Raw genomic sequence first — 13,717 nt, forward strand, 5'->3', positions numbered from 1 at the left:
AGCCCCTGTCGTGTCAGGCCCGCGCCGAACCGGCCCCGGCCGCGTACCGCTCGTAGCCCCCGGCCTCGAGCTTGTCGGCCAGCTCCGGCCCGCCCTGCTCGACGATCCGGCCGGCGACGAAGACGTGCACGAAGTCCGGCTTGATGTAGCGCAGGATGCGGGTGTAGTGGGTGATCAGCAGCACGCCGGTGTCGCCGGTGTCCCGGACCCGGTTCACGCCCTCGCTGACCACGCGCAGCGCGTCCACGTCGAGGCCGGAGTCGGTCTCGTCGAGGATGGCGATCTTCGGCTTGAGCAGCTCCAGCTGCACGATCTCGTGCCGCTTCTTCTCACCGCCGGAGAAGCCCTCGTTGACGTTGCGCTGGGCGAACGCCGGGTCCATCTGGAGGCGCTCCATGGCGCCGCGCAGCTCGCCGCCCCAGGTGCGCAGCTTCGGCGCCTCGCCGTCGATGGCGGTCTTGGCGGTACGCAGGAAGTTGGCCACCGAGACGCCGGGGACCTCGACCGGGTACTGCATGGCCAGGAAGAGGCCGGCGCGGGCCCGCTCGTCGACGGACATGGCCAGCACGTCCTCGCCGTCGAGGGTCACCGAGCCGCCGGTGATCTCGTACTTGGGGTGGCCGGCGATCGAGTACGCCAGGGTGGACTTGCCGGAACCGTTCGGCCCCATGATCGCGTGCGTCTCACCCGAGCGGACGGTCAGGTCGACACCGGCCAGGATCGGCTTGAGCTCACCCTCGGGCAGCTTGACCGACACCTTCAGGTCGCGGATCTCCAGGGTGCTCATTATCGGGTCACTCCATTGCTCGGCGTCAGGCTGACGTAGATGTCGCCGTCGCGGACTTCGACGGGATAGACGGGGACGGGTTCGGTGGCGGGCAGCCCGGTGGGCTCGCCCGTCCGCAGGTCGAAACGGGATCCGTGCAGCCAGCATTCCAGCGTGCACCCCTCGACCTCACCCTCGGAGAGGGCGACCGAGGCGTGCGAGCACTCGTCGTGGACGGCGTAGAAGGTGTCGTCCTCGCCGTGCACGACCGCGATCTGGACGCCGTCGACGTCCGCGCTGATCGCGGTCCCCTTCGGCACGTCCTCGGTCGAGCAGATCTTGATCATCAGGCGCCCGCCTTGGCCAGCCGGGCCTCGATCGCGTCGCCGAGCCGCTCGCGCAGCTCCTCGACCGGGATCTTGTTGATCAGCTCGGCGAAGAAGCCGCGCACCACCAGGCGACGGGCCTCGCCCTCCGGGATGCCCCGGGCCATCAGGTAGAACAGCTGCTCGTCGTCGAAGCGGCCGGTCGCGCTCGCGTGGCCGGCGCCGGCGATCTCGCCGGTCTCGATCTCCAGGTTGGGTACGGAGTCCGCCCGCGCGCCGTCGGAGAGCAGCAGGTTCCGGTTGATCTCGTACGTGTCGGTGCCGGTCGCCTCCGCGCGAATCAGCACGTCGCCCACCCAGACGGTGTGCGCGTCGTCGCCCTGCAGGGCGCCCCGGTAGCCGACGTAGCTGCGGCAGTCCGGCACGTTGTGGTCGACCAGCTGGCGGTGCTCCAGGTGCTGGCCGCCGTCGGCGAAGTAGACGCCGTACAGCTCGGCCTCGCCGCCCCGGCCGGTGTACTCCACCGAGGTGTACTGCCGGACCAGGTCGCCGCCGAGGCTGACCTGGATGTGCGTGACCTTGGCGTCGCGGCCCAGCTTGACCTTGAGGTGCTGGGCCTGCACCGCGTCGGCGGCCCAGTCGGCGACGGTGACCAGGATCAGCTTCGCGCCCTCGGCCACCGACACCTCGACGTTGTCGGCCAGGGTGGCCGAGCCGACGTGCTCCAGCACCAGGGTGACCTCGGCGAACCGGCCCACGTCGACGAAGGTGTGCCCGAAGGCCAGCCCCTCGGCGCCGTCGCCGACCACCCGCAGGGTCACCGGCGCGCCGACCACGGCGTCCCGGGCGACCTCCACCAGCAGCGCGTCACCCGCGCCGCCGTACCCCAGGGCGCTGACCCGGTCGACCGGGGTGAGCACGCTGCCCACCCGCGGGTCGTCCGCGCCGATCCGCCCGACGGTGACGCCCTCGGGCAGGTCGCCGTACTCGTGCCGGACCGTGGCGGTGGCGGCCTGCGCCCCGCCGACCAGCCCGCGCAGGCGCTTGAGCGGGGTGAAACGCCACTCCTCCTCCAGGCCGGTGAGGGCCGGGAAGTCGGCGACGTCGTACGAGCGGAGCGCCTGCGTCTTGGTGCTGGGCGGCGCGGAAGCCTGGGTAGTCATCTCTTCCTTGGTCTGTCTGCGACGACGATGTCAGTTGAACCGGACGGCGGGCCGGGCCGGGCGCGGCCCGCCGCAACGCGGGCGGGCGTCAGCCGACCGCGCCCTCCATCTGGAGTTCGATCAGGCGGTTGAGCTCCAGGGCGTACTCCATCGGGAGCTCCTTGGCGATCGGCTCGATGAAGCCACGCACGATCATCGCCATCGCCTCGTCCTCGCTCAGACCGCGGCTCATCAGGTAGAAGAGCTGGTCGTCGCTGATCTTGGAGACGGTCGCCTCGTGCCCCATCGCCACGTCGTCCTCGCGGATGTCGACGTAGGGGTAGGTGTCCGAGCGGGAGATGGTGTCGACCAGCAGCGCGTCGCACTTGACGGTGCTCCGGCTGTGGTGCGAGCCCTCCAGCACCTGGACCAGGCCCCGATACGAGGTGCGGCCGCCGCCCCGGGCGATCGACTTGGACACGATGGTGGAGGAGGTGTGCGGCGCGGCGTGCACCATCTTGGCGCCGGCGTCCTGGTGCTGGCCCTCGCCGGCCATCGCCACCGAGAGCACCTCGCCCTTGGCGTGCTCGCCGGTCATGTAGACCGCCGGGTACTTCATGGTCACCTTGGAGCCGATGTTGCCGTCGACCCACTCCATGGTCGCGCCCTCGTGGCAGACGGCGCGCTTGGTGACCAGGTTGTAGACGTTGTTCGACCAGTTCTGGATGGTCGTGTAACGGCAGCGGGCGTTCTTCTTGACGATGATCTCCACCACCGCGCTGTGCAGCGAGTCGGAGGAGTAGATCGGCGCGGTGCAGCCCTCGACGTAGTGCACGTACGCGCCCTCGTCGACGATGATCAGCGTCCGCTCGAACTGGCCCATGTTCTCCGTGTTGATCCGGAAGTAGGCCTGCAGCGGGATCTCCACGTGCACACCCTTCGGCACGTAGATGAACGAGCCGCCGGACCAGACGGAGGTGTTCAGGGCGGCGAACTTGTTGTCGCCGACCGGGATCACCGTGCCGAAGTACTCCTTGAAGACGTCCTCGTGCTCGCGCAGCGCGGTGTCGGTGTCCAGGAAGAGGACACCCTGCTCCTCGAGGTCCTCACGGATCTTGTGGTAGACGACCTCGGACTCGTACTGCGCCGCGACGCCGGCGACCAGGCGCTGCTTCTCCGCCTCGGGGATGCCCAGCCGGTCGTAGGTGTTCTTGATGTCCTCGGGCAGGTCCTCCCAGTTGGCGGCCTGCTTCTCCGTGGAGCGGACGAAGTACTTGATGTTGTCGAAGTCGATCCCGGTGAGGTCCGCGCCCCAGGCCGGCATCGGCTTGCGGCCGAACAGCCGCAGGCCCTTCAGGCGCAGGTCCAGCATCCAGGCCGGCTCGTTCTTCTTGGCCGAGATGTCCCGCACCACCGCCTCGCTGAGACCGCGCTGGGCGACCGACCCGGCGACGTCGGGGTCGGCCCAGCCGTACTCGTAGTTACCCAGGGCGGCGAGCTGCTCATCCTGGGTCAGGGGCTGGACGATCTGCTCGGTCATCTATCTGTCCTCACAGTGGTGACGGTGTTACCGGACTGGGCACGCGGCTGAGCCGGAATGTGCGTGGTGCACACCCCGTCGCCGTGCGCGATGGTGGCCAGGCGCTGTACGTGGGTGCCGACCAGACGGGAGATCACCGCGGTCTCGGCCTCGCACAGTTGGGGGAACTCGGCGGCCACGTGCGCCACCGGGCAGTGGTGCTGACACAGCTGGCCGCCGGAGGCGATCGTGGACGCGTTGGCAGCGTATCCCTCGGCGGTGAGGGCGCTCGCGAGCGCCTCCGCCCGCGCGAGCGGGTCGTCCCCGGCGTCCTCCATGGCGGCCCGGCAGCGGGCCTCCAACGCGGCGACCTGGTCGGCGGCGAACGCCTCGACCGCCGACGAACCGCCGTTGCGGGCGATCCAGCGCAGCGCGGCGGTGGCCATGTTGTCGTAGTGGTGGGTGCCGCAGCGGACCCGGGCGGCCTCGGTCAGCAGGAAGACCTTCGCCGGGCGACCGCGCCCGCGGCTGCCGCGCACGGCCTGCTCGCGGGCGACCACGTCACCGTCGGCGAGCATCGCGTCGAGGTGCCGGCGGATCGCGGCCGGGCTGAGCCCCAGCGCCGAGCCGAGCTGGGCGGCGGTGGTCGCCCCCCGCTCCAGCAGCAGCTGGGTGACCCGGTCCCGGGTGGAGGTGGAAAGATCGGTGGACGCGGCCTGCGACAACTCCAGCTCGGCGCGTCTGACGCCGCGCCGCGACCTGGAGCCGCCGCCGACGACCGTCCCGGTCGCCGGCTGCTGCTCGGAGAGCGCCGCCGCGTTTTTCACAACGCCAACGTTACGTAATTCGCCGGAGGCCCGCAAACCCGGCCCCCGGTGATCCCTGACACCGGGCCGGCGGAGTCACCCGATCGTGCTCCACTACGGTGCGTAGGATTCGCTCCGTGAAGCGATCCGTCCGGTTCCCGGTCTCCACCGCTCTGCTGCGCCGCCTCGCGTACGCCTCGATCGTGGCGAACGTGGCCATCGTCGTGACCGGTGGGGCCGTCCGGCTCACCGCCTCCGGGCTCGGCTGCCCGACCTGGCCGCGGTGCACGGACGAGTCGTACCACACCACCGCCGAGATGGGCGTGCACGGGGTGATCGAGTTCGGCAACCGGCTGCTCACCTTCGCCGTCGGCCTCATCGCGCTGGCCACCTTGCTGGCGGTGCTGGCGCACCGGCCGCGCCGCAAGGGGCTGCTGGGGCTGGCGGTGGCGGTGTTCCTCGGTATCCCCGCGCAGGCGGTGATCGGCGGGATCACCGTGCTGACCAACCTCAACCCGTGGGTGGTCGGACTGCACTTCCTCGCCTCGATGGCGGTCATCGCGGCCGCGTACGCGCTCTGGCGGCGGATCAAGGACCCGGACGGCCCGGCGGTCGCCGTGGTGCCCGGCCCGCTGCGCACCCTGGCGGCGCTCACCACGGTGGTCAGCGTCGCGGTGCTGGTCGTGGGCACCTGGGTGACCGGCAGCGGCCCGCACGCCGGCGACGGCGGCGCGGCCCGCAACGGCCTCGACCCGGAACAGATCTCCCAGGTGCACGCCGACGCGGTGTTCCTGCTGCTCGGGCTCTCGGTGGCGCTCGTCTTCGCGTTCCGGGCGGTCGGCGCGACCGGCCCGGCCCGGGCCGCCGTGGTGCTGGTCGCGGTGGAGCTGGGTCAGGGCGTTATCGGCTTCGTGCAGTACTTCACCGACCTGCCGGCGCTGCTGGTCGGCGCGCACATGCTCGGCTCCTGCCTGGTGCTGCTGGCCACCCTGTCGGTGCTCTGGTCGACCCGCGAACGCCGCCCGACCCCCGTCCCGGCCCCCGCTCCCGCCGAGGAACGGGTCCCCGCCACCGCCTGACCCGCCCGCACCCCCCCTCTGTCCCGCCCGGTCCCGCCGGCTGCGCGTCGGCGCCGCCGTTTGCGGCGTGTTGGGGTATCCCAGGCGCCGGACACCCCAACACGCCGCACACGGGGTCGATCAGGGCGAGGACGCCGGCTGGCCGTCTGCGGGCCCGACCAGCGACCCCGCAACGACGCGGCGCCCCGGGATGAGAAAGAGCGGGTGCGTCCGTCGTCGGTGAGGGACGACGGCCGCACCCGCTGCAGGGTCGGACGGGGGTAGGGCGGTCAGGGCCGGCGGCGGGCCAGGTGGGTGAGGACGGCGTCGGCGAGGCGTTCGGCGGCCCCGTCGGCGTACCCGAGGAAGAGCGACGGCTCGGTCAGCTCCAGCTCCACCAGGACGGGCGCGCCGTCCGGGCCGGGGATCAGGTCCACCCGGGCGTAGAGCAGGCGCTCGGGCCCGCCCGGCACCTCGGCCAGGACCCGCTCCGCGACGGCCAGCTGCTCGCCACCGGCGGTGCGGGCGCTGATTTCCTCGGGCTTGTAGAGCCCTTCCACGCCGAGATCCGGGCCGTCCAGCATCGCGCCCTTGCGGATCGCGTGGCTGAACGCCAGCCCCTGCGGGCCGGCCAGGAACAGCAGCGCCGTCTCACCGTCCGAGTCCACCGCGTCGAGGTACGGCTGCACCATGGTCAGCCGGCCGGCGTCCGACAGCCGCCGCACGTGCGCGGCGGCCAGCTCGCGGTGCTCCGGGTCGGCCAGGTCGTAGCGGCCGGTGTCCTGGCTGCCCGCGCTGACCGCCGGCTTGATGACGTACTCGCCGGAGTCGGCGGGCGGTCGCCAGGACTCCCCCGGCGCCACCCACGAGGTCGGCACGACCGGCACGCCGGCCGCCGACAACTCGCCCAGGTAGCGCTTGTCGGTGTTCCAGCGGACCACGTCGGCGGGGTTGACCAGGGCCGGCACGGTCTGCGCCCAGGCGACGAACTCGTCGCGGCGCAGCGCGTAGTCCCAGGGTGAGCGGAGCACGACCAGGTCGTACCCGGCCCAGTCGACCCTCGGGTCGTCCCAGACGGCCACCTCGGCGGTGACGCCGCGCGCGGCGAGCGGGGCGAGTACGAGTCGGTCGTCCGGGTCGAGGTCGGCGAGCCGGTCACAGGTGACGAGAGCGACCCGGGGTTCCCCCCGGGTCGACTGGTGGTGGTTGGTCAATTTATGTCAACGGGCCATCGTGCGCCGGGCCATCGACCGCCAGAGGTCGTTGCTCGGACGCATCTGGTCCATCAGTTCACGCTCCCAGGCGTTCTCGACGGTGACTCCCGCCTTGGCGCACGCCTGCCGCGCGACGACGGTGTCGTCCGCGAACTGGTCGGCCCACGCGCCGTCCTCGCCGACGAGGACGATCCGTGCGCCACGCTTGCCGACGTACTCGATGACCGCCTTGGCGCCACCGTGGCCGGCGGCGAACGACTTGATGCCCGAGACCAGCCCGTTGGGGGCCTGCTCGGCGGTCTGCTCAGCCGTCAGCGTCGTATCGGAACCATCTGCCATGACGCGAAGCCTAAGCAGACATGCCCCCGTACGTGCGAGAAGCATGAACTATTTGTGATGCCAATTACCTACGGGTTTAAGGAAGACCACAGGTGAATCGCCCGTACTTGTCGGATAAATAAAGGCGAATCGGGCGGTCCGGATCGCCCCAATGGGTCCGAGTTGAGTCGATGGGACTCAGACCGAAAACCGACTCTGGAAATTCATCGTCCGGACCCGACGGACCGGCCCGCAAGGCCGCCCGGGGCGGTCAGCGACCGCTCGGCGGCGGTCAGACCAGCGCGTCGAGGGCGACAGCGGCGAAGAGGATGGTCAGGTAGGTCGTCGACCAGTGGAACAGCCGCATCGGCTTGACGGCCTCGCCCCGGGTCACCCGGCGGCAGAGCCGGTGCGCCTCGAGAACGAAGATCCCGCCCACCACCAGGGTCGGCACGCCGTAGATCGGGCTCATCCCCATCGGCCAGAGCGCCAGCGAGAGCAGCACGGTGATCCAGGCGAAGATCAGGATCTCGGCGTTGACCCGGCGGGCCGAGGCCACCACCGGCAGCATCGGGATGCCCGCCCGGGCGTAGTCGTCCTTGTACTTCATCGCCAGGGGGTAGAAGTGCGGCATCTGCCAGAAGAAGACCACGCCGAAGAGCACCCAGGCCTGCGGCGCCAGCGAGCCGGTCACCGCCGCCCAGCCGATCAGCACCGGGGCCGCCCCGCAGGCGCCGCCCCAGAAGGTGTTCGTCGGGGTGGTGCGCTTGAGCCAGAGCGTGTAGACGACGTCGTAGTAGACGATCGCCGCCAGGGTCAGCCCGGCGGCCAGCAGGTTGGTGCAGGCCGCCATCAGGACCACCGACACCGCCGCCAGCACCAGGCCGAAGACGAGCGCGTTGCGCGGCGACACGGTGTGCGCTGGCAGCGGGCGGCGCTTCGTACGCCGCATCAGCTGGTCGATGTCGCGGTCGATGTAGCAGTTGATCACGCTCGCCGCGCCGGCCGCGAGCGAGCCGCCGACCAGCACCACGGCCACCAGCCAGAGCGACGGCATGCCGCCGTCGGCGAGCATCATCGCCGGCACCGTGGTGACCAGCAGCAGCTCGACGATGCGGGGCTTGGTCAGCGCGACGTACGCGGCGATGACCGCCCGAACGTCGCGGCGGGCCGGCTCCGCGACCACCGTGCGCACCGGCGGCTGCCCGGCAGAGTTGCTGACGGGGCGCTCGGTGATCATGCTCACGGATTGCCACCTTCCGGCATCGGCAGGGGTGATCAGGTCGGCGGGACCGGGAAGGGTCCACACACCGACCCACAGACTACGCGTCGTCGTTTTGGCTGCCCGGGCGACCCGACAACGGTGCGGGCCGTCACACCGACGGGCTGAACGACCAGACGGGTCCGACCCGTACCCAACAGGGTGGAGTGATCCCCGGGCGGACGTTTAGGGCCGCTCGATAGGGTCATCAGTGAGGGTTCCGCCCATCTGCCGAGGAGCACAAACGATCGTGGCTGCCAACCGACCCGAGCACCCCGCACTCAACTGGACCGACCTCGACCGCCGGGCCGTCGACACCGTCCGCGTGCTGGCCATGGACGCCGTGGAGAAATCCGGCAACGGCCACCCGGGCACCGCGATGAGCCTGGCGCCCGCGGCGTACCTGCTGTTCAACCGGGTGATGCGCCACAACCCGGCCGACCCGAACTGGCCCGGCCGGGACCGGTTCGTCCTCTCCGCCGGGCACTCCAGCCTGACCCTCTACATCCAGCTCTTCCTCTCCGGCTACCCCCTCGCGCTGGAGGACCTGCAGTCGCTGCGGCAGTGGGGCTCGCTCACCCCCGGCCACCCGGAGCACGGGCACACCCCCGGCGTGGAGACCACCACCGGCCCGCTCGGCCAGGGCCTGGGCAACGCGGTCGGCATGGCGATGGCCGCCCGCCGCGAGCGGGGCCTGTTCGACCCGGAGAGCGAGCCGGGCGGCTCGGTCTTCGACCACGACATCTGGTGCATCGCCTCCGACGGCGACATCGAGGAGGGCATCAGCCACGAGGCCAGCGCGCTGGCCGGGCACCAGCAGCTGGGCAACCTCACGGTGATCTACGACGACAACGAGATCTCCATCGAGGACGACACCCGGATCGCCAAGAGCGAGGACGTGGCGGCCCGCTACGAGGCGTACGGCTGGCACGTGCAGACCGTCGACTGGCGGACCGGCGATGCCGACCAGGGCGACTACCACGAGGACGTGGAGGCGCTCCACCAGGCGCTGCTGGCCGCCAAGGCGGAAACCGGCCGTCCCTCCTTCATCGCGCTGCGCACCATCATCGGCTGGCCCGCGCCCAACAAGAAGAACACCGGCAAGATCCACGGCTCGGCGCTCGGCGCCGACGAGGTGGCCGCCACCAAGCAGGTCCTCGGCTTCGACCCCGCGCAGAGCTTCGAGGTCGACGAGGAGGTGCTGGGCCACGCCCGCCAGGTGATGAGCCGCGGCGAGGCCGCCCAGCGGGAGTGGACGACCGCGTTCGACGCCTGGTCGCAGGCCAACCCCGAGCGCAAGGCGCTCTGGGAGCGGATGGCCGGCCGGGTGCTGCCGCAGGGCTGGACCGAGGCCCTGCCGACCTTCCCCGCCGACGCCAAGGGCGTGGCCACCCGGGCCGCCTCCGGCAAGGTGCTGGAGGCGCTCGCCCCGGTGCTGCCGGAGCTCTGGGGCGGCTCCGCCGACCTGGCGGAGAGCAACAACACCACCATGAAGGGCGAGCCGTCGTTCATCCCGGCCACCCACGCCACCAAGGACTTCCCGGGCCACGAGTACGGCCGCACGCTGCACTTCGGCATCCGTGAGCACGCCATGGGAGCGATCCTCAACGGCATCGCCCTGCACGGCGGGACCCGCCCGTACGGCGGCACCTTCCTGGTGTTCAGCGACTACATGCGCCCCTCGGTGCGGCTGGCGGCGCTGATGAAGCTGCCGGTGGTCTACGTCTGGACGCACGACTCGATCGGCCTGGGCGAGGACGGCCCGACCCACCAGCCGGTGGAGCACCTGACCGCGCTGCGTGCCATCCCCGGCCTGGACGTGGTCCGCCCGGCGGACGCCAACGAGACCGCCTGGGCCTGGCGGCAGGCGCTGGAGCACACCGACCGGCCGACCGCGCTGGCGCTGAGCCGGCAGGCGCTGCCGACGCTGGACCGGGAGACGCTGGGCAGCGCCGAGGGCGTGACCAAGGGCGGCTACGTGCTGGCCGAGGCGTCCACCGGCAAGCCGCAGGTGATCATCGTCGGCACCGGCTCCGAGGTGCAGCTCTGCCTCACCGCCCGGGAGCGGCTGGAGGCCGACGGCACCCCCACCCGGGTCGTCTCGATGCCCTGCCAGGAGTGGTTCTACGAGCAGGACGAGGCCTACCGGGAGTCGGTGCTGCCGCGCGGGGTAAAGGCACGGGTGAGCGTGGAGGCGGGCATCGCCATGTCCTGGCGCGGCGTCGTCGGCGACCTCGGCGAAAGCGTCAGCCTGGAGCACTACGGCGCGAGTGCCCCGCACACCGTGCTCTTCGAGCAGTTCGGGTTCACCCCCGACCGGATCGTGGCGGCGGCACACGCCTCGATGGCCCGGGTGGGCGACATCACCGGTTTCACGACCGGCAACTGAGGGGAGCGTGGACGGCATGACGGACAGGCTGGGTGAGCTGAGCGCCGCTGGGGTGGCGATCTGGCTCGACGATCTTTCGCGGGTACGACTGAGTTCCGGCGGGCTGGACCAGCTGCGCCGGGAGAAGCACCTGGTCGGGGTGACGTCCAACCCGACCATCTTCGCCAAGGCGCTGAGCGACGCGGACGAGTACAACTGGCAGCTCAAGGACCTCGCCACGCGTGGCCTGGAGGTCGAAGAGGCGGTTCGCCTGCTGACCACGTACGACGTGCGGTGGGCCTGCGACGTGATGCGGCCGGCGTACGACGCGAGCGCCGGGGTCGACGGCCGGGTCTCCATCGAGGTGGACCCGCGGCTGGCCCACGAGACGGAGAAGACGGTCGCCGAGGCCAAGGGGTTGTGGTGGCTGATCGACCGTCCCAACCTCTTCATCAAGATCCCGGCTACCGAGGCGGGCCTGCCGGCGATCACCGCCACCCTGGCCGAGGGGATCAGCGTCAACGTCACGCTGATCTTCGGCCTGGACCGGTACTCCGCGGTGATGGAGGCCTTCCTCGCCGGCCTGGAGCAGGCGAAGGCGAACGGGCACGACCTCTCCAAGATCGGCTCGGTGGCGTCGTTCTTCGTCTCCCGCGTCGACTCCGAGGTCGACAAGCGGCTGGAGAAGATCGGCTCGGACGAGGCCAAGGCGCTGCGCGGCAAGGCGGCCGTCGCCAACGCCCGGCTGGCGTACGAGCGCTACGGCGAGGTCTTCTCCTCCGACCGGTGGCAGGCCCTGGCCGACGCGGGCGCCCACCCGCAGCGGCCGCTGTGGGCGTCCACCTCGACGAAGAACCCGGACTACCGGGACGTCATCTACGTCGAGGAGCTGATCGCCCCCGGCACGGTCAACACCATGCCGGAATCGGTCATCCACGCCTACGCCGACCACGGCGAGACCCGGAGCGACACCATCACCGGGGCGTACGACGAGGCCCGCAAGGTCTTCACCGACCTGGAGTCGGTGGGCGTCGACATGTCCGACGTGATCGCCACCCTGGAGCGGGAGGGCGTGGAGAAGTTCGAGGCCAGCTGGCTGGAGCTGCTCGACGGGGTGCGCAAGTCGCTCACCGCCGCCGCGCAGGGCACCGGCGCCCCGAACAAGGCCGCGAAGGGCAACGCGCAGGCCGCCGAGCAGGCCGGGGGCAACGCGTGACGGAAAGCGTCGGACGCGTCGCGGGGCCCCGCCCCGCGCCGCTCCACGCCGCCACCCGACGCGGGTGGCGACATGGGTGACCTGCTGGCCGGCCCGGCGGACGTCGCCGCCGGGCTGGCCGTGCACGGCGCGGACGCGGTCGACAGGTCCGCGCCCGCGTCCGTGCGGGACGCGCTGGCCGGCCGGGACGTCCCGGCCCGGCTGGCCGCCGGGGACCCCGGACTCTGGGGGCCGGCCGTCGAGGAGGAGGCGACGACCCGCCTCGGCTGGCTGGACACCCACCGCCGCAGCCGGGAGCTGCTCCCCCAGCTCGCCGAGCTGGCGGCGGAGCTGGAGGACCTGGACCACGTGGTGCTCGCCGGGATGGGCGGTTCCTCGCTCGCCGCCGAGACCATCACGCGGACCCTGGGCCGGCCGCTGACCGTGCTCGACACCACCGACCCGGGCCGGGTCCGGGCGGCGTTGGCCGACCGGCTGGAGCGCACGGTGGTCGTGGTGGCCAGCAAGTCCGGCACGACGGTGGAGACCGACAGCCACCGCCGGGCGTACTGGCAGGCGTTCCTGGACGCCGGGATGACCGAGGCCGAGGCGGCCCGGCACTTCGTGGTGGTCACCGACCCGGGCTCCCCGCTGGAGGCCACCGCCGACGAGATGGGCGTGGTGGTGCTGCCGGCCGACCCGCAGGTGGGCGGGCGGTACGCGGCGCTGACCGCGTTCGGCCTGGTCCCCGCCGCGCTGGCCGGGGTGGAGGTCACCGAGCTGCTGGACGACGCCGAGGCGGTGTCGGCCGCGCTGGGCGGGGACCGGGACAATCCGGGCCTGGCGCTCGGGGCGGCGCTCGCCGCGGCGGCCACCACCGGCCGGGACAAGGTCGCCCTGGTCCCCGACGGCACCGGCCTGGACGGCCTGGGCGACTGGATCGAGCAGCTGCTCGCCGAGTCGACCGGCAAGGCCGGGCTCGGCGTCCTGCCCGTGGTGGTGGAGTCCCCGCAGGCGCCGGGGGCGACCGGACCGGACGTGCTGACCGTCAGCCACGGTGGCGCGCTGACCGCGGGGGACGTCCCCGGCGGCGGCTGCGAACCCGACCTGGCGGTGAACGGCCCCCTCGGGGCCCAGTTCCTGACCTGGGAGTACGCGACCGCGGTCGCGGCGGTGGTGCTCGGCGTCGACCCGTTCGACCAGCCGGACGTCGCCGCGAGCAAGGACAACACCCGGCGGATCCTGGAATCCGGGCCGCCGGCGCAGGCGCCCTCGTCGACCGAGGGCGCAATCGAGGTGTACGCCCCGCCGGGCACGCCCGCCGACCTCACCGGCGCGCTGCGCCACCTGGTGGACGGCGTGGGCGACGCGGGCTACCTCGCCGTGACGGCGTACCTGGACCGGGTGGACGACGCGGCGGCGGCGCAGCTGCGGCCGCTGCTGGCGCGGGCCGCCGGGCGTCCGGTCACCTTCGGCTGGGGCCCCCGGTACCTGCACTCCACCGGGCAGTACCACAAGGGCGGCCCGCCGGTCGGCAGCTACCTTCAGCTCACCGGCGCGGTGCACGTTGATCTCCCGGTACCGGGTCGGCCGTACTCCTTCGGAGAGCTGCAGGCGGCGCAGGCCGCCGGCGACCGGCAGGCACTGGCCGACCGGGGCCGACCCGTGCTACGCCTGCACCTGACCGACAGGTCGGCGGGCCTGGCCCAGCTGCTGGATGCGATCGGACGATGGCGGGCGTGAG

The 13,717-nt window shown here is 72.0% G+C and carries 12 protein-coding genes; 4 read left to right on the forward strand and 8 right to left on the reverse strand.

Annotated features, from left to right (window positions below):
- Positions 1-13 precede the first annotated feature (13 nt).
- From sufC to FHX75_RS28905, 5 genes are all read right to left on the reverse strand, one after another.
- Positions 14-787 carry a Fe-S cluster assembly ATPase SufC gene (sufC, locus tag FHX75_RS28885; RefSeq protein WP_154943626.1) on the reverse strand — a complete coding sequence of 258 codons (774 nt, stop codon included), beginning with the start codon at positions 785-787 and terminating at the stop codon, positions 14-16.
- Entirely contained in the window at positions 787-1,113 is a 327-nt protein-coding gene (locus FHX75_RS28890; protein WP_154943628.1) for a non-heme iron oxygenase ferredoxin subunit, read from the reverse strand. Before FHX75_RS28890 ends, sufC begins: the two co-directional genes overlap by 1 nt.
- A complete protein-coding gene (gene sufD / locus FHX75_RS28895; protein ID WP_154943630.1) occupies positions 1,113-2,255 on the reverse strand; it encodes a Fe-S cluster assembly protein SufD in 1,143 nt (380 codons plus the stop codon). Before sufD ends, FHX75_RS28890 begins: the two co-directional genes overlap by 1 nt.
- 88 nt (positions 2,256-2,343) lie before the next feature.
- Positions 2,344-3,774 (reverse strand): Fe-S cluster assembly protein SufB, encoded by a 1,431-nt coding sequence (sufB, locus tag FHX75_RS28900; protein WP_154943632.1) that lies wholly within the window; start codon positions 3,772-3,774, stop codon positions 2,344-2,346.
- Entirely contained in the window at positions 3,771-4,580 is an 810-nt protein-coding gene (locus tag FHX75_RS28905; RefSeq protein WP_425463543.1) for a helix-turn-helix transcriptional regulator, read from the reverse strand. Before FHX75_RS28905 ends, sufB begins: the two co-directional genes overlap by 4 nt.
- Before the next feature lie 98 nt (positions 4,581-4,678).
- On the opposite strand from FHX75_RS28905, the gene FHX75_RS28910 reads away from it, so the two are divergent.
- Complete coding sequence (locus tag FHX75_RS28910; RefSeq protein WP_211364635.1) at positions 4,679-5,638, forward strand: COX15/CtaA family protein; 960 nt, start codon at positions 4,679-4,681, stop codon at positions 5,636-5,638.
- A 269-nt stretch (positions 5,639-5,907) separates the two neighbouring features.
- Here FHX75_RS28910 and FHX75_RS28915 read toward each other — a convergent pair whose 3' ends face one another.
- The 3 genes from FHX75_RS28915 to FHX75_RS28925 all read right to left on the reverse strand — a co-directional run bounded on the left by FHX75_RS28915 (position 5,908) and on the right by FHX75_RS28925 (position 8,395).
- Positions 5,908-6,831 carry an ATP-grasp domain-containing protein gene (locus tag FHX75_RS28915; RefSeq protein ID WP_154943636.1) on the reverse strand — a complete coding sequence of 308 codons (924 nt, stop codon included), beginning with the start codon at positions 6,829-6,831 and terminating at the stop codon, positions 5,908-5,910.
- Between the two features lie 6 nt (positions 6,832-6,837).
- Positions 6,838-7,170, reverse strand: a complete 333-nt coding sequence (locus FHX75_RS28920; RefSeq protein WP_088975121.1) for a hypothetical protein — start codon at positions 7,168-7,170, stop codon at positions 6,838-6,840.
- 271 nt (positions 7,171-7,441) lie between these two features.
- Positions 7,442-8,395, reverse strand: coding sequence for a heme o synthase (locus tag FHX75_RS28925; RefSeq protein WP_154943638.1), 954 nt, complete (start codon positions 8,393-8,395; stop codon positions 7,442-7,444).
- 265 nt (positions 8,396-8,660) lie between these two features.
- Between FHX75_RS28925 and tkt the strand changes: the two genes are divergently transcribed.
- From tkt to FHX75_RS28940, 3 genes are all read left to right on the forward strand, one after another.
- Positions 8,661-10,799 (forward strand): transketolase, encoded by a 2,139-nt coding sequence (tkt, locus tag FHX75_RS28930; protein ID WP_154943640.1) that lies wholly within the window; start codon positions 8,661-8,663, stop codon positions 10,797-10,799.
- A gap of 16 nt (positions 10,800-10,815) precedes the next feature.
- Complete coding sequence (gene tal, locus FHX75_RS28935; RefSeq protein WP_154943642.1) at positions 10,816-11,994, forward strand: transaldolase; 1,179 nt, start codon at positions 10,816-10,818, stop codon at positions 11,992-11,994.
- Between the two features lie 72 nt (positions 11,995-12,066).
- Positions 12,067-13,716 (forward strand): glucose-6-phosphate isomerase, encoded by a 1,650-nt coding sequence (locus FHX75_RS28940; RefSeq protein ID WP_154943644.1) that lies wholly within the window; start codon positions 12,067-12,069, stop codon positions 13,714-13,716.
- Position 13,717: the final 1 nt, after the last annotated feature.

The organism is Micromonospora palomenae (assembly GCF_007829925.1).
Lineage (GTDB): Bacteria > Actinomycetota > Actinomycetes > Mycobacteriales > Micromonosporaceae > Micromonospora > Micromonospora purpureochromogenes.